The organism is Pantoea sp. RG18 (genome assembly GCF_025910075.1).
Taxonomy (GTDB): domain Bacteria; phylum Pseudomonadota; class Gammaproteobacteria; order Enterobacterales; family Enterobacteriaceae; genus Pantoea; species Pantoea agglomerans.
On sequence record NZ_JAPCIL010000017.1, the window covers coordinates 1 to 15129 of the forward strand.

Here is a 15129-nt window from a genome sequence, read left to right on the forward strand (position 1 = left end):
ATGTTGTCATGTTCAATCTCCATTGGGTCAGGAGATGTGATTATGAGTGTCCCGTATGAGCGACAAGCGGAAGTTCGAAATTATTATCTACATGGAAAAGCGCTTGATGAAAACTCAGTGCAATATGAGGCGGGTCAACTGTATGCTATAGCAGGTGTAGTACAGTGTGTTTTCATCCTTATAATCAAGCCCTTGGAATCTACTATGGCTATCCGGAAAAGTATCCCAAACGAAACCAAATTGCGGCTGTTTTCGGCATCAGCAGGTCATTGTCAGAACCCTGGCTGTCTTGAGCCACTTTTCCCGGCAGAGATAGGCGGTGATAAGCATATAGCTGAAATGGCACATGTCATTCCTCATGGTGAAACTGGGCCCCGCCACGAAGAGAGGCCTGCTGAGGAGTTTGAAGCAGACTCATTTGAAAACCTCATACTGCTATGTCCAACTTGCCACACTATTATCGATAAAGCGCCTGAATCATTCTCAAGAGGCATGATTTTAGGCTGGAAGAGCAACCATCTTGCAGCCTTAGCGCATAAGCAGGGTATTATTCGTTATGAAGATAGAGGGCAAGCGAGAGAGGCTGTCATAGCAGCTATGGATGAAAGTAAGGCTATATGGAAAGAGTTCGCTCCTGTTGAGGGGGCAAGGTTTGAGATCAATCCTGAGTCTGAAACGGCACAGATATGGTTGCAAAGGATGAAAAGTGTCATTTTACCTAATCACTTCCGCATTCAGGCGATCATAAGCATGAACTTATGCCATCTGACAGCCGACGAGCGGGAAACCTTTGCGCAATACAAAGAGCATGTTCGTGGACTTTCTGAACGCCATGTTTGTGGTGTTTCTGGAAGGGCTATACGTTACCCTCAAGATATGGATGGAATATTTGCATGAGCTGGCAAGTTAATTATGCACTTGAAAATATAAATAAACACTTCAAAAGAACCGGTTCCGCAGAACATGTCAGTGATGATGCTATCAAAATCTCTATCCACGACAGGCCTGACACATTAGCTATTATTTCCGCATCACATGAGATCACTATTTAAATAGCAAAGCAGTATCATGAAAAATTCCCTGATTTGGATTTTATCTGTGGTTACAGGACAGAGTGTGTGTGGACAGGTGAAGCTATCAAGTACTTAAGTGGCGAAAAAATAGGATGGGGCAATGCAGGCACCTTATATTCTGCCCTTTCAGACAACACTGTTAATATTGCTGCTCACAAAGATTATTTTTTCTCTTATCGACTTATAACTCAAATGAGAGTTGTAAGGAGCATAGCGCGGGAGTTTGATCGCGTATTCAATATTAATTTAGCCGATGGTCGCAAGCTGAGGGTGGGCATGCTCCTTGAGTACGAACCTACAGCTGATGCAGTGAGATCTTTTTGGGAAAGGTTTGGTCCTGTTGATGTCATGTGGAATATTAATCCAAACGGAGATCCTACTAAAAATGCCCTTGAAGCTGGGCGTGAACTTGGTTGCGGAGTCATGAAATGGTCAGAATTCAAGGAGTTAATTCTTCGCCGTTGATGTCGGTAAGTGATGTGGCACGCCATCTTTTAAAAACGTGCCAGACATTAAAGTTTTTTGAATGCTTTATGTTTGGTTCGTCGCTTTCTGGGGTTGGCACTGATTACGATATTTTGGTTATTGGCCCTGAGGGAGAAGCATTAATCCAACTCAAATCAGAGCTGAAGCTTGCAGGAGTGGAATTGCCGCTGGATATTTTATACATGCTTCCACAAGAGGCGGAAGAAACAGATTTTGTTGTAAAGCAAAAATGTGTATCCCTTACCCATTTAGTGACTCTGGATTCACTGGCTGTGTAACTTTAAAACATTCGTTTTGCTTGCAGCATTTTGGGCTATAAACTTCCGCTTATGGCACAAAGCGGTCTGAAACGCGGACCCATGCCTCCAGTGCGTTTTAACCTGCCACAACCTGTCAAAAAAGAGGTGAGCTTGTTAGCCGAGCTCAATATCGACTGGCGGGCCTGCTACTGCAGTCAATCGAGCGGTTCAGGCATTGACTGTACCTTTTTCAGGAAATCCACAAAAGCGCGCAGAGGTGCTGACATAAAGCGGCTGGGAAAGTAGAGCAAGGGACCTTCAAATTCGGGCCACCACTCCGGAAGCACAGGCTGCAATTCACCCGTCGTAAAGCAGGGCTGCAGCCAGTGTTCAAAGACGGCGACAGCCGGTTGCCGTCGGAAGGCATTAAAGTGCGGCTGGCTATCATTGACGTGACAGACCAGAAAAGTGTTGATGCGGCCGTCGGGCAGATAAAGTCAGAAGATGGAAAACTAGATATGCTGATCAACAATGCGGGTATTCCCGGAACCTGGCCCATCGCGCCTGAGTCGCAGAGCATCAGCGATATTATGACGGTGTATAACACCAACGTTTTCGGCGTCATCAGAGTAACGCAGGCTTTTCTGCCGCTGCTCAAACTGGGTGATGAACCCCGGATTATCATGGTCAGCAGCGGGCTGGGATCGCTGGAATGGGTATCTGACAAAGCGCATCCCTACTCTCAGGTAGCGGCACTGGGCTATACCAGTTCAAAAACGGCATTAAATGGCGTTACGGTGGCATTTGCCAATTCACTGTCTGAGTATGGCATCAGCGTAAACGCAGTTGACCCGGGATATACGGCCACCGATTTTAACGGACATACCGGTTATCGAACTGTATCCCAGGCGGCCAGGGGGATCGTCTGGCTCGCTGCTGAAGCATCCCAGACAATCACCGCAGGATTCTTTTTGGATGGAGAGCGCGCACCCTGGTGAATCTCGCCTAATAAAAGCATTCCACCTGCCTGGATGAGGCAGGCTGGTTGACGGGTTGCGGCAGAATGCCTGGCGTGTCGTGCGCAGTCGGTTCTCAAATATGTCCGAATCATCCTGAAGGAAAATAAGCGGCTCAATGTTTCTTAGCGCATCTGAATGTAATTAATGGCCGCCTCAGGCACGGCTCGTACAGAAAGTTAGGTCATAAGGTCCGCTTTGAATGAAAAGTGGACCCAGACCTACAGGCTGGTCATCAGCCGGGGTAGTTTCTGAAGTTAAACGGCAGTTTTACAGAAGATGACAACAGATAACGATGACCGAATAAATTTATCTGAAAGGCGGGCACGCCAGGGGCGAGATATACACACACACTGGATTTCCTGCCCTGTAAATACACATACTGACCAATTATGGCTGTTCAGGTGAATCAGTCGCCTGCTTCCCATATCCAGACAACATTGACGTAGCTTCATCCATCCGTTGTCTATCAAGTTTATAGAACACCCAGTTCTTGATACGTTTCGATGTCACAATTCCGGCCTTAGCAAGAATTTGCAGATGGCCTGTCACGGTGGGCTGACTCAGTCCAATTTTTTCGGTGATAAATCCGACACACACACCATCCTTAACCAGATCGCCGTCCTGCTGCACCGGAAAATGTGACTCTGGATCGGACAGCCATTCAACAATCACGAGCCGATGCTCATTACCAAGGGCACGAAAAATATCGGCCATTAATGTCTTTGAGTTGTGCATATAGTCAATCGCCTATATAGTCATTTTCTTATATAACTTTAGGGGCATACTATGACAAACCACAGACAAAGGCTAACAGACAGTGTCACGCTGAAAGATATTTATGCCGCTTCCGGGCGAATTAAATCAACAGTATGCAAAACTCCACTGGAGCCTTCCCACTCGCTGTCTGCTCTTGTCGGGACGGAGGTCAGGCTTAAGATGGAAAATCTTCAGCATACGGGTAGCTTTAAGCTGAGAGGTGCTGCAAACGTTCTTGCCAGTCTTAATGCAGACCAGCGACGTGCCGGCGTCATCGCCCCGACGGCAGGGAATCATGGTTTAGGGCTTGCCTGTGCGGGACATGCGGCAGGCATACCCGTATCCATATTCTTACCGTTTTCAGCAGACCCGATTAAGGTTTCTGCAATGAAAAGTTATGGTGCGCAGGTTACGTTTTTTGACAACATTGAAGATGCAAGGCAGGAAGCCATTGTTGCAGCGCAACAGTCCGGCGCTACGTTCGTCTCGGCCTATAATAATCAGCAGATGATTGCCGGAGGCGGCACCGTCGGTCTGGAAATCATGGAAGACTGGCCAGACGCTGACGTTATTCTCGTGAACATTGGCGGCGGCGGGCTGGCCTCCGGTATCGCAACAGCCATCAAGGGCATAAACCCTGCAGCCGAAGTGTGGGCAGTGCAGAGTGAAGCAAGCCCGACGTTTGCGTGCTGGAAAGAAGCTGGTGAGGCGATCCCAGTGGAAATATCGTCGTCAATCGCCGAAGGCATAAGTGGCTATATAGAGCCTGAAGCGATGACCTGGCCACTTATACGCGATCGCGTCGATCGTGTTCTTCTGGTTTCAGAAGCTGAAATTAAAGCAGCGATGCTGTTAATGCTTAATCTGCACAGCCATGTTGTAGAGCCTTCAGGCGTACCCGCAGTTGCGGCAGCCATCCGTTATGCAAAAGAACTGAGCGGGCGTAAAGTTGTCTGCGTGGTGAGTGGTAGAAACATATCGGGTTCCCGCTATCTCAAATTAGTTAATGAGGCGTCACTATGAAGAAACAGAGCGGAGTTAAGGTCGGCTGAGCTCTTATTGCACAACGTTCTTATCATAACGGCTTCATTCATTATGCAGGCTTTGAGGTAGTGCCGCCTTTGACGGCCTGCCGTTTAACAGCTTTTTTGCTAAAGATTCTATGGTTCGTTTAAGGGAATGTCAGGCATCATCATCAAGAAATATTTTTGTCATACAAGGAGTAAGACTAATGAATATTAATATAAGAACAGCCCGGGCTTCTGATGTTGATAGTATTTTCGAAGTCAGAACCTCAGTGCTCGAGAATTATTTGAGTCGTGAAGAAATGCGTCAGTTGGGAATCACAGAAAGCGTCGTGGCCGATATGATTGAAAAGAGTCTTTGCGCCTGGGTTGCGGCTGAAAACGACAAAATAGTCGGATTTTCAATGATTTTGCCGGATGAATGCTGTCTTTTTGCGGCCTTTGTTCTCCCGGAATATGAAGGCCAGGGGATAGGTCGCAGGCTGGTTTTTCTCGCCGAGCAGGAATTATTCAAACATCATGAGATTGCGTGGCTGGAAACCGATAAAAATAGTCGCGCGGCGAAATTTTACATGCAGCTCGGCTGGGGTAATAAAAAAGAGATTAACGATACCGATATCAAACTGGAGAAACATCGCAGCGCGTAATCCACTGCCATTTTCATAAACGTCTGCCTCTGGCACAAAGCGGACGTTTAGCCAAAATAACATCTTTGCTGTCAGCAAGACCGATTGGGTGGCCTGGCGAAAACGCTTTAATCATTAATCGTCCGTTCTCAGAGCGATTTTATTACGTCGGCTTACATTCCCAGACTGGCCAGCAGGTCGTCCACATCATCCTGACTGGCAGGAGTCTCTGGTGCGGAGGAGGGTTTAGAAGGCGCAGTGCGCTCGGCGGTGCTATGTGAGCCGGTATTATCGCGGATGACCTGTATCAGCTGCTGCTCAGCCTGATTCAGCACGGCCATCATAGCCTGCACAATCTGTCCTGTGAGGTCCTGGAAGCCCTGTGACATCATAATCGCGTGCAACTGCTGTTGCGTCAGACCCGTGACACGGGGGACATCATTCAGCAAGGCAACGGTATCTGCCGCTAATGCCTGGGTCTGTTCTTTTTCTAATGGCGTCCCCGATGTGGCATCCCAGCGTTGCGAGAGTTTCTCCGCTTTTTCTCCCAGATCGGTTTGCAGAGGCTGCGTGATTTCCACGCTGTTGATTACGCCCTCTGCTGCTTCGCGGGTCATTGTGACGACATAACCCAGCCTTTCACGGGCGTTAGGGATGCTTCCCGCCACATCGGCGATGGTTTTATCAAGCCCCAGCTGTTGCAGACTGTCGCGAAGCTGCCGCAGGATGAAGCCAGCACGCGCCGTAATTTCGCCAATTTCCTGATGCTTACTATGGGTGTCGGATGGTGACATGGATGTTGTTTCCTGCGTACAGAGTTTCGATACCTGAGGTTATCGGCAGCACGCGGCGGTTTTTTAAATTTCCTGAGGTTTTTACTCGTGTAAAAAGTGACATGATGTGAATGAGACACCATAGAGCTAACGACATCAGGGTTGTAAAAGGCAGAAAGTGTTGCGCGCAGGCCCTGTTTTTTCAGCCGGAGGGGGTTGTCAGGTATAGAGCGGAATGTGTGCGGATTAATGACTGTTATGAGCGAAAAAAGGGGCGTATTACCCACTTTTGAAAGGTTTACGCGAGGGCAGGCAGTGGAAAATAAGATATTTTATTTATCATGCAATTACCTCGTCTTAATTAATCCGCCAACGGATAACATTTTGTCCAGTTGTAGTTAACCCTCGCCAGTTTTAATTCTCCAGCAACCTCCCCAAAATTAATGGTCTGACGTCCATAAATAAACTCACGCACGGGTGCAGGTAAAAAATCAGCGCCGTAGCGCAGAATCGTGCTGTGCCAGAAGGGGGCCGGTAATGGGCTGCCGTTATGACGCATCAGCAACTCATTTTTCCAGTTCGAATCCAGAACTTTTTTGCAGAATGAGTGGCGCATGGCTATTGCCGAACTATCAGGGATCCCCGCAAGCAATAACTGACTGGGCAATGCAACTAACCGCAAATCTCTGATAACAATTTTTATTGCATCAAATTCGCTCCAGATATTCGTTAATTCATCGATTTTTTCGGGCAATGGCTCGTTTTCGTTATAGAGCGGCAGGGTAAGGGGTAAGAAAGTATAATGGAAACCCTGTGTGGGCAGAATATCGGCAAGGGGATCATCCTTTGTGAGTTGCTGTAATTCACAAATAAGACGTGAGACATCAAAGGGCACCGGCGGCTGAATGCCCGCTGCAAGAGCCAGCCTTACAGGATCGTAGTAATTCCCCTCTTTAACAGCCCCAACTCCTGCATTTTCTGACCATATGGAGAGGGTGTTCTCGTTGGCAGAGCGATACAAGTTTTCCAGATTTATCGATTTCATTACAGACCTTTGGCATTGGTATGAGCAGAGGCGATTCGTCATTAATAGTATTTCTGTCTGGTATTTTAGGCTATTCGATTAATTTTTAAGGGATAATAAGGATTTGAGAAGTGAGTTGTTATTACTGCCCATAACTTATCAGGCATATCCCTTTTGCTGACCGCAAACATATCACCATATGTTCAACGTCTCGCACATCTTTAAGGATAGCGTTGCGTCGATTCGTCCAGTTCACAGGAGATGGCGAACGCAGTCTACCCGTACAGTGGTCACTGATGACCAGTTAGCGACCAGATTTAAATGATTGTATTACATGGTTATTCATGGTCAGGATGACGGGTCAGGGCTGGCTGATGAGTTGGCAATCCCTCAGTAAATGCCAACAGTATCTGGAAATCCCGATTAGCCGCAGCTGTTTCGCGGTCAGGAGTACATCCACAAGGGGCACTATCTGATAGATCAGGAAAAGCGCACTGGTACATCATGCTGATCCCAGCTAACCACCCGCTCTGTGGATAATGGACGGTTACAAGTATCACGCGACAGAAAGCCTGCGCTTCAAGGGTTTTTTAGTGCTGTTTTCAGGTAAACTTGCTTAAGCTATTCAGGTAATTTTTAAGGATGAAAATCTATGAAAGTGAGTGAAAAAGCACTACTGGAATCCGGCTTTAGTCATGCAGATCTACTAAAACTGAAAAACAATATGGCTAATTATGGTGGCTCACTGGATTCCATGATCCATGATCTTGCTAACCGCTTTAACGCCTCGAAGTGGATTACTATTATTGCCTTTATCATACTTGCTCTTACGCTGATGCTGGCATCCGTAGATACCAGCATCACGCTGGCGGCCACACTTGCGATTGTATTGCCTTTTATATGGTATTTAGCCCCAGCAAAGCTTGCATACAAGTCATGGCGCTATCGCAGAATCACGGCTCATTCAGAGCAGCATCAGTGACAGACATAAGGTCAAATATGACCTTAGCTTTAACACCATAACCGACTATATTCATTGTGAGTTTTGGACGGCTCATAGTGCTGACTTTCCTGAAATAATCCGCGGGCAAATATCTGAACAGACGCCAGGTTCCAGGGCGTCTGAACAGACCGAATACGCTATAGGCATTTGCAACAAGCGAGATTGATTTATAGATTCCCAGCCCGCTATCAGGGCTGAACCCCATGAATGCAGCAGTGGACATAGCGGCATCAGCAACCAATCCTTCAGACTGTTTGTTATCCATTACATAGTGCGCAATTTCTTTGCTTATGCCGTTCGCACCATCAGTAACTAAAACTGCACCGGCCAGAACGCCCAATGGTGTCATAGTTCCTATAAGGGTCAGGCCAGCAGCTATTTCAGCCCCCGACAAAACTACATTTACAGCCGAAATGACATACCCGACAATTTTATTATTTTCCCTGACGAACTCCACTTTGGCATAGAGTTTCGCCGTTTTCATGCGCAGCATTCTGTCCTGCTCCTGAAGGTTTTCCGTTTCTTCCCTCAGATTTTTAATACAGGCTATGCATTCTTCTTCTGATTTTGCACGTCAGGCAGACGCAAACTGCTGCTCAACCAGATCTCTGATCTCCTGAACAAACTTCACCTGAGTCATGCCATTCGAAAGATGGACTGAGGACACATGATTAGCTGTATTAATCAGCTTTCTGGCCTAAAGATTAATCATTGTTTCAGCCCAGTTTTTACTTCTGCCTGAGCGCATCATTTCGATCAATGCTACATCCATTTATCTTCTCCCTGTACATAATATCGCCGATAATACCCCATTATTTACAGGTGTAAACCGTCGTTACAGTTGAAAATATGTTGCTTCGGATAACACGTTAGAGGATGAACTATCAGGATTTATTTCAAATGATCGTGGCTCTCACACTTATACAGAGGCCATTCGCATGACAGCGAAAACCGACCCAAAGCGAAACTCATGCAATTGAGATCGCCAGCGCATCGGCCGCGTTACGCTTTATCAGCATGTCGCGCCTGTCTGGCTAAGTCAGTAAAAGAGGGCAGGTCATACTGATTGTCACAACCCCGCTCTGCCCCTAAACGGACAACCAGAGGACAGATCAGGACAACAGATGCCTGACGTATAGAATCGATCAACTCTCTCTGATATTGATGATGTCGATGGCGTTAAATCACTCCTGTTAAGAGAGCTAAAATGAATTTTTATTGCAGTAAGGAATTTACCGGTTCGAAGGCCTGGGACTCACAGCATATTGCCAGCTTCGATAATGTCAGCGTGAAACTTCACTGGACCGATCAGCCTTATAAGTGGCACATCAACGATGGTCAGGAGGTTTTTGCTGTCATGGATGGATGCGTTGAAATGCAATATAAAGAGCAGGGCGAAGTTAAAAGCCGGGTACTCAACGCTGGTGATATTTTTTATGCCAGTGAAGGGACAGAGCATATTGCGCGTCCACAGGGCGTCGCCCGCGTGCTGGTGATTGAAAAAGAGGGATCGGTTTAATTAAGTTGTGATTCATTATCTGGCTGAGCCATCCAGCCAGTGACAAAACGGGCGATCTCTTCTCCCAGATTGATAAGAAAGGCGTCGCGTGATGGGTGGGTGTCAGTGATGTGCGGAGGCAGGATGTTCATGAAGGTAAAATGCCCGGCATCTTTAACCACGCAAAGTTCTGTCTCAGTTCGATTATCTAATTCTTCTTTGATGAACAGCGCTTGCGATGGCGGTGTCAGGGTGTCCTGCTCGCCAGTCCAGATCCTGACAGGCACTTTCACGGAGGCGAGTGCCGAGGGTGCTCTGAAAAAATCCGCAGGTGGCGCTAACAGCACCAGTTGATTCAAATCCTGTCTGCCTGCATATGTCACCTTCTCTCTGGTGCGAGTCCAGGCCGTCGCCCCGGCGTGCATTAACAAAATCACGGTGCCGAGTGAGTGCCCGATGCCGGTAATCGAGGCATAATGTTGACAAAACGCATCGCGGGCGAGGACCAGCCTTTGGCTGCGTTCCAGTAAGTCAGCCTTTGAGGGCGTGGAAGAGGTTAACCGTTCGAAATGGGGCGCTACCACTGAAATACCAATGCGGCTAAAGGTCTGCAGAAGCTCAAGATGACGCAATGGACTTCCGCCAGCACCTGCCGCAAAAAGGATACACTGGCTGGCCTCATTCACCTTCAATAACGTGACGTCAAAATTCCTGTCGGCATGCCTGATGACAGAGGTTTCCGCCCTGGTGTTGTTAATCATAAAGCCGACTCCCCGCTAAAAGGTCAGTCTGGAGATATTAACCCGTTCCCGGTGAAACGATAAATTTCCGTCTGCTTCTGGCGCCAGACTACCGTTACGCAAGGCGCCAGCAGCAGATCAAAGCGGACCGGTTATTCATACTCTGGCGTCAGGCCGCCGACCTTTCCGCGCTTACTGCGTCGCCTCTGCCCATAATGCCGCCTGAACAGCAGGGCGCGCACTGATATTTGCTCTGTACGCCACCAGCGCAGGCCAGCGATCCAGTTCAATGCTGAAGAACTTACACCAGCCCAGTACGGTGAAAAGGTAGGCGTCAGCAACGCTGAATGACGGCCCCATCAGAAACGCTTTTTCGGCGAGCGTATCATGCAGAAAGTCGAACCGCCGGAAGAGCTTTTCACGAAACAGTGACAGGACAGCGTCGGGCAGTGCCTGGTTAAACAACAGAGCGGAACCCGCGTGGATTTCACTGGTAATGAAGTTCAGCCACTCCTGCAGTCGAACACGCGCCCAGCTGCCTGCTGGCGGTGCCAGCCCGCTTTCCGGCCTCAGGTCGGCGAGGTACTGCACAATCGCCGGCCCTTCAGTCAGTATCTGCCCGTCGTCCAGTTCCAGTGCAGCAACATAGCCCTTGGGGTTGATAAGGCGAAAGTCGCGTCCGTCAGAGGTGAGCTTGCTCCTGTTATCCACTTTAACCAACTCAAACTCCAGTGCGAGTTCACGCAGCACGATATGGGGTGACAGCGAACAGGTATCCGGGGCGTAATAAAGTTTCATGTCTTCTCCGTTAACATTGAAAGCGATGTGAGATTCTCTTTGTCGTTACGGAACAGACTGTGCTTAACGCAGAGGATTCTGTAAAATTAATACTTCAATAATTAACTATTAGCTGGGCTACTGATAACCATGATGAATCTTCTGCACTGGCGCTTGCTGGTAGCGGTGGCCGATGCCAGTAATATTTCGCGTGCTGCTGAAACGACAGGCATGACACAGTCCGGTGCCAGCCAGGCTATCGCCCAGTTAGAGTCGTCACTCGGGTTCGCGGTATTCGTGCGTGAGCGCCGGCACATCGGTGTTACCGCGCTGGGAGAGCAGGTCATTGAACATGCCAGGATTATGCTGTCGCAGCTCAGCGCGATCCGCGTGCTGGCTGATGAGAGCCGGGGTTTAAAAGGCGGACGCATTCGGCTTGCCAGCTTTCCCTCTGTGACGTCCACACTCCTGCCTGGGCTGTTGCGTAACTTCAGGCGTCTGCATCCGGGCATGGAGGTGGTGGTGCTGGAAGGGACGGATCAAGAAGTTGAGGAGTGGCTTGCAGCGGACACCGTTGAGCTGGGGGTGGTAATGAACCCGGCACCCGGACGTGCTGATGTGATACTGGGACAGGACGCATGGGTCGCCGTCATGCCAGCCAGCGCTCCGCACATCGGTCAGTCAGGCGCGAACGGTATAACCCTGCAGGAACTGGCAGACCAGCCCTTTGTGCTTGCAACAGGCGGATGCGTCGTTAATGGCAAAAGCCTGATGGAACAGTCAGGATTCCACCTCTCTGACGTGCGCGTAAAGGTCCGCGACTGGATCAGCGCCTGCATGCTGGTGCGTGAAGGCATGGGTGTCGCGCTGGTGCCGGAATCAGCCCTGCCAGCGGAACGGCGCGGCCTGTCAGTGATGCCGGTCATCCCGCCTCTGCACCGTGAATTCGGGCTGGTTTGTTCGCCTTCCGGAAAAGCTTCTGGCGCGACGCAGGCACTCCTGAACGGACTGCGTAAAGGACAGGGTAATATCTCCGGATAATCCTACTGCACAGCTGACTTTATCTGCCGTTACCCGATCATAAACAGCAGAATGGCTGGCCGGGAAAGAGAGGTCTGCAGACTCTCCCGCCCGCGATCCTTTCTCAACTCGCGTCTTAACGCTTTGCCGCATAAGGTGATCGGGGCGAATAACGGTTTATGGCGTGGCGTAACACGCCTGAATCATCGGGATGGCTCAGAATTCGCGTAACTGGTCGAACAGCTGATACAACCGCGGCTGATCCACAAGCGTGGCGCCTTGCTCGCCCAGTTTCTGCTCCAGCGGGTTCAGAACATCGCACAGCACACTGTAGATCTCCTCACGCTCGACCGTCTCAATCGCCTTTGAACGCCGGTCGATGAGATTAAAGGCTTCAGTGTAGGCGGATACGGCGGCGGTTAGCAGGCTCGCCACATCCATGCTGCGATCGATGTTGTTCGTGGCAGCCCGCAGGTTTTTGTAAGCCAGCGCTGCTTTTTTGGCATAAGTGGCCGAAATATGTTCGCGGCCATCCCAGTCCCGGAAAGGATTGTGCAGATTCTCAGCCAGCCATTCCGGCTTGCGCGCTTTACTCAGCGAGAGATCCAACCCCTGAGTTGTCGCCTTTTTATAAGCGGTTCTGACAGAGCTGACCACGTCAAGCGGAACGCTGGTCATCCACAGGCATGAGAGATTGGGCAACGCTTCTGGTGAGGGAAAGTCAGCCGCGCTGAAGCCAAACAGGTCGAAGAAAGTCAGCATCTGCAACTGTGGCAGTGCGGCAATACGATGCAAATTGCTGGCTACGCCGGGATTTCCCCAGATGCGCAGCTCAGTCAAACAGGTAAAGCGCTCAACGACTGGTGCCAGGTCAATCTCTTTAACGCCTGTCAATGACAATGCCCTGAGCCGGTCAATACCCTGCAGCACAGGCAAAGTCTGCGAACATTGCAGGCACAGATTGCGTCCCTCCTGATCAGCCTCTACCTGAAAGCCTGAAGAAGGCGTTGCGGTGAGTGACAGCAGGGAGAGATCAGGATTCAGCCGCACGCAGCTGACGCCTTCCGGGTTCAGAATAAAACGCGACAGACGGGTCGCCCCGACATCGATTTCGCTGACGACAGCGGATTGCCAGTGCAACTCATTAATGAAGTCATGCTGCTGTATATAAGCCATCAGTTCCGGAGTGCCATGACTGGTTTCGATGGTCATCAGGCAGGGCAGGCGATCCAGTTCAGAGAGATCGGTCAGGGTTTGCAGGAGGTGGTCATTGATACGGGTGGTGTCCTGGCGAAGTGTGTGGCCGCCGACAACCACGTTGTGCGCGCCTGAAGCAGCCTTGAACCGCGCACGGCTGGCCGGGTCGATCTTCTCCCAGTTTCGCTGACGAACAAGACTGTCTCCCACGTCCCAGCCGAACTTGTAGGCGTTTACTTCCTGATCTGCCAGCGGCGGCAGGTTGGCAATTAATACATGTCCCGGTGGGACATTGGCGGAGACATAACCGTGATCGAAGCTGTCTTTGACAAAATAGTAGCTACAGCGCAAAGGCTGCATACGGCTGGCTTCCGCCCTGTCAGGCAAATGATCACCTGCCCAGTCGAGCTGGAGTATGGCTGCAAGGACTTTACCTCTGGCATTAGCAGGCTGCTGGAGGTGTGTCACCTGACAGGCGACGTACTGCTGCAACTGCGGGGAATACACGCTGTAGATATCGCCGACCTTTGCTTGCACTCTCGCTCCTCTCAGTCAAAAATTTTACAGTCAGAAAATCTGATATAGCGCGCATCCTGCTCAGGGGTGCGCTTTGCCACGGATCTCAGATCCATCCAGCACACTAGCCTGGCATAACGTTTTAACGAAATGCTGGCGCGTGAACATTTTTATTTTTTTCGCGGCAGGTGACAGCGTCAGTCGGGTTGCACGCAGCAGCCCGACTGACGAAGCCTGCCCGGAGGCATGCGGGGCAGGTATTCAGCTTACAGGCGGTTACCGGCCTCAACCAGTTCGTTATAGGATTTTAAAACACGCATCGGTGAACCCGATACCATCCAGCCTGAATTGCCGCTTCCTTTCAGCAGACTCTGCTCACCCGTGCTGTAAGGTGTTTTATCGCGAATCCGACGCATGCGATCCTTGCAGTCTTTCAGGAAGGTTCCGGCATTATCCTGGAAGATGGACCAGGTTAATGGCTTGCCCGCTTCGCTGGCCGTTGCCTTTTCTGCCTCACTCAGCAGCGTACTGTAAGCATCAATCGCTTTTGTCATCTCTGTCACGTCGGGAGCGGAAGAGGTAAACAGGGTCGCCAGCGGTTTGGCCTGTGTGACTAATGCCAGGCGGTAGTAGCGACTATGACGGCCCTCAGACTTTTCAATCTCAACGAGTTGCGCAGCAACGACCTCATTGTTCTCTTTTTCAACTTCGGCACCGAACTGGTCGCTGGATTTCATAAAGCTGTTAAACGCCTTCATGAGTGGCGGATGCATTTGTTTGGCTTTCGCGAAGCCATCATCCTTGTAATCTTCCTGACTGTAGTAAAGATGAGCCTGCGAAACCAGCGGCTGCAATGTCGTTAAATCCGCCAGATACTGTGTTGCTGCAGCATCCAGCGCCGGTAACGTCGGCTTAGCCTTTGATGCCTGATTGATGGCTTTAGTGCAGCTCTCCAGTTCATAAGGCGTGACCTCACCCAGTACGTTGACGCTGCGCTCTTTGCCGGTTGGCCCCTTTTCAGCATTCGCCATCCAGCTCACATAGCGCAGGGCACTATCGCGAACCGATCCATCCGTAGTGTTAAAGCAACCCACATAGGCGTTTAATTTTGTGGTGAGTTGCGCAGCGCTATCCTCCGCAACAGCCTGGGGTTGACTCTGAGGGGCGGGTTTTGCATCCGCTTTGTCACTGTTGTCACATGCTGCCAGCGGCAGCACAAGGGCAGTCAACAGCATCCCGGGTATCATGGCCCTGCTTGCTCTTTTAAACACAATCGTTCCTTTATTTATGTGGTCAGAAATAGAGATTGAAAATGGATGTTCGCATTGGCTCCCTTTTCAGCTGCAAGGAGGGAGCC

At 49.9% G+C, this 15129-nt stretch carries 17 protein-coding genes and 1 pseudogene; 10 read left to right on the forward strand and 8 right to left on the reverse strand.

Going from position 1 to position 15129, the window contains the following annotated elements:
- The 5 genes from OK409_RS18885 to OK409_RS18905 form a co-directional block, all read left to right on the forward strand.
- Nucleotides 1–897 (forward strand): HNH endonuclease signature motif containing protein (locus OK409_RS18885; protein ID WP_264367309.1); only part of this gene is annotated, 897 nt, incomplete at its 5' end.
- Nucleotides 894–1052, forward strand: a complete 159-nt coding sequence (locus tag OK409_RS18890) for a hypothetical protein (protein ID WP_264367310.1) — start codon at nt 894–896, stop codon at nt 1050–1052. The genes OK409_RS18885 and OK409_RS18890, both read left to right, overlap by 4 nt.
- A gap of 66 nt (nt 1053–1118) precedes the next feature.
- Entirely contained in the window at nt 1119–1538 is a 420-nt protein-coding gene (locus tag OK409_RS18895) for a hypothetical protein (protein WP_264367311.1), read from the forward strand.
- Nucleotides 1502–1837 carry a hypothetical protein gene (locus OK409_RS18900; protein ID WP_259393551.1) on the forward strand — a complete coding sequence of 112 codons (336 nt, stop codon included), beginning with the start codon at nt 1502–1504 and terminating at the stop codon, nt 1835–1837. The genes OK409_RS18895 and OK409_RS18900 overlap by 37 nt, the downstream gene beginning before the upstream one ends.
- 347 nt (nt 1838–2184) lie before the next feature.
- Nucleotides 2185–2796 carry an SDR family NAD(P)-dependent oxidoreductase gene (locus tag OK409_RS18905; protein ID WP_264367312.1) on the forward strand — a complete coding sequence of 204 codons (612 nt, stop codon included), beginning with the start codon at nt 2185–2187 and terminating at the stop codon, nt 2794–2796.
- Nucleotides 2797–3204: 408 nt separating this feature from the next.
- On the opposite strand, the gene OK409_RS18910 is transcribed toward OK409_RS18905, so the two are convergent.
- The gene (locus OK409_RS18910) at nt 3205–3552 is read right to left on the reverse strand and encodes an ArsR/SmtB family transcription factor (protein ID WP_167423238.1); all 348 of its coding nucleotides are present in this window, start codon (nt 3550–3552) and stop codon (nt 3205–3207) included.
- Between the two features lie 51 nt (nt 3553–3603).
- On the opposite strand from OK409_RS18910, the gene OK409_RS18915 reads away from it, so the two are divergent.
- Nucleotides 3604–4596, forward strand: a complete 993-nt coding sequence (locus tag OK409_RS18915; RefSeq protein WP_029519275.1) for a threonine/serine dehydratase — start codon at nt 3604–3606, stop codon at nt 4594–4596.
- 208 nt (nt 4597–4804) lie between these two features.
- Nucleotides 4805–5245 (forward strand): GNAT family N-acetyltransferase, encoded by a 441-nt coding sequence (locus tag OK409_RS18920; RefSeq protein ID WP_264367313.1) that lies wholly within the window; start codon nt 4805–4807, stop codon nt 5243–5245.
- A 152-nt stretch (nt 5246–5397) separates the two neighbouring features.
- On the opposite strand, the gene OK409_RS18925 is transcribed toward OK409_RS18920, so the two are convergent.
- Both OK409_RS18925 and OK409_RS18930 read right to left on the reverse strand, forming a co-directional pair.
- A complete protein-coding gene (locus OK409_RS18925; protein ID WP_010670640.1) occupies nt 5398–6018 on the reverse strand; it encodes a protein phosphatase CheZ in 621 nt (206 codons plus the stop codon).
- 340 nt (nt 6019–6358) lie between these two features.
- Nucleotides 6359–7042, reverse strand: coding sequence for a hypothetical protein (locus OK409_RS18930; RefSeq protein ID WP_264367314.1), 684 nt, complete (start codon nt 7040–7042; stop codon nt 6359–6361).
- Between the two features lie 631 nt (nt 7043–7673).
- On the opposite strand from OK409_RS18930, the gene OK409_RS18935 reads away from it, so the two are divergent.
- A complete protein-coding gene (locus tag OK409_RS18935) occupies nt 7674–8003 on the forward strand; it encodes a hypothetical protein (RefSeq protein ID WP_022624631.1) in 330 nt (109 codons plus the stop codon).
- On the opposite strand, the pseudogene OK409_RS18940 reads toward OK409_RS18935, so the two are convergent.
- Nucleotides 7975–8796: pseudogene (locus tag OK409_RS18940) on the reverse strand (DUF4225 domain-containing protein). The gene OK409_RS18935 and the pseudogene OK409_RS18940 sit on opposite strands and share 29 nt — an antisense overlap.
- Nucleotides 8797–9231: 435 nt before the next feature.
- Between OK409_RS18940 and OK409_RS18945 the strand changes: the two are divergent.
- Entirely contained in the window at nt 9232–9543 is a 312-nt protein-coding gene (locus tag OK409_RS18945; protein ID WP_010259799.1) for a cupin, read from the forward strand.
- Here the strand turns inward: OK409_RS18945 and OK409_RS18950 are convergent.
- Both OK409_RS18950 and gstA read right to left on the reverse strand, forming a co-directional pair.
- The gene (locus OK409_RS18950; RefSeq protein WP_264367315.1) at nt 9540–10283 is read right to left on the reverse strand and encodes an alpha/beta fold hydrolase; all 744 of its coding nucleotides are present in this window, start codon (nt 10281–10283) and stop codon (nt 9540–9542) included. The two genes, OK409_RS18945 and OK409_RS18950, sit on opposite strands and share 4 nt — an antisense overlap.
- 171 nt (nt 10284–10454) lie before the next feature.
- Nucleotides 10455–11060 carry a glutathione transferase GstA gene (gstA, locus tag OK409_RS18955; protein WP_264367316.1) on the reverse strand — a complete coding sequence of 202 codons (606 nt, stop codon included), beginning with the start codon at nt 11058–11060 and terminating at the stop codon, nt 10455–10457.
- Between the two features lie 129 nt (nt 11061–11189).
- On the opposite strand from gstA, the gene OK409_RS18960 reads away from it, so the two are divergent.
- Entirely contained in the window at nt 11190–12080 is an 891-nt protein-coding gene (locus OK409_RS18960) for a LysR family transcriptional regulator (RefSeq protein ID WP_181451934.1), read from the forward strand.
- A 195-nt stretch (nt 12081–12275) separates the two neighbouring features.
- Here the strand turns inward: OK409_RS18960 and OK409_RS18965 are convergent, their stop codons facing one another.
- Together OK409_RS18965 and OK409_RS18970 are read right to left on the reverse strand one after the other, a co-directional pair.
- Entirely contained in the window at nt 12276–13793 is a 1518-nt protein-coding gene (locus tag OK409_RS18965; RefSeq protein ID WP_264367317.1) for a hypothetical protein, read from the reverse strand.
- A gap of 245 nt (nt 13794–14038) precedes the next feature.
- The gene (locus OK409_RS18970) at nt 14039–15007 is read right to left on the reverse strand and encodes a YiiG family protein (RefSeq protein WP_062759322.1); all 969 of its coding nucleotides are present in this window, start codon (nt 15005–15007) and stop codon (nt 14039–14041) included.
- Nucleotides 15008–15129: the final 122 nt, after the last annotated feature.

Excerpts from the sequence above, each read along its gene's own strand:
- OK409_RS18910 (WP_167423238.1), bottom strand. The coding sequence starts at position 3,552 with ATGCACAACTCAAAGACATTAATGGCCGATATTTTTCGTGCCCTTGGT.
- OK409_RS18930 (WP_264367314.1), bottom strand. The coding sequence starts at position 7,042 with ATGAAATCGATAAATCTGGAAAACTTGTATCGCTCTGCCAACGAGAAC.
- OK409_RS18960 (WP_181451934.1), top strand. The coding sequence starts at position 11,190 with ATGATGAATCTTCTGCACTGGCGCTTGCTGGTAGCGGTGGCCGATGCC.
- OK409_RS18890 (WP_264367310.1), top strand. The coding sequence starts at position 894 with ATGAGCTGGCAAGTTAATTATGCACTTGAAAATATAAATAAACACTTC.
- OK409_RS18950 (WP_264367315.1), bottom strand. The coding sequence starts at position 10,283 with ATGATTAACAACACCAGGGCGGAAACCTCTGTCATCAGGCATGCCGAC.
- OK409_RS18925 (WP_010670640.1), bottom strand. The coding sequence starts at position 6,018 with ATGTCACCATCCGACACCCATAGTAAGCATCAGGAAATTGGCGAAATT.
- OK409_RS18920 (WP_264367313.1), top strand. The coding sequence starts at position 4,805 with ATGAATATTAATATAAGAACAGCCCGGGCTTCTGATGTTGATAGTATT.
- OK409_RS18915 (WP_029519275.1), top strand. The coding sequence starts at position 3,604 with ATGACAAACCACAGACAAAGGCTAACAGACAGTGTCACGCTGAAAGAT.
- OK409_RS18945 (WP_010259799.1), top strand. The coding sequence starts at position 9,232 with ATGAATTTTTATTGCAGTAAGGAATTTACCGGTTCGAAGGCCTGGGAC.
- gstA (WP_264367316.1), bottom strand. The coding sequence starts at position 11,060 with ATGAAACTTTATTACGCCCCGGATACCTGTTCGCTGTCACCCCATATC.
- OK409_RS18935 (WP_022624631.1), top strand. The coding sequence starts at position 7,674 with ATGAAAGTGAGTGAAAAAGCACTACTGGAATCCGGCTTTAGTCATGCA.
- OK409_RS18900 (WP_259393551.1), top strand. The coding sequence starts at position 1,502 with ATGGTCAGAATTCAAGGAGTTAATTCTTCGCCGTTGATGTCGGTAAGT.
- OK409_RS18970 (WP_062759322.1), bottom strand. The coding sequence starts at position 15,007 with ATGCTGTTGACTGCCCTTGTGCTGCCGCTGGCAGCATGTGACAACAGT.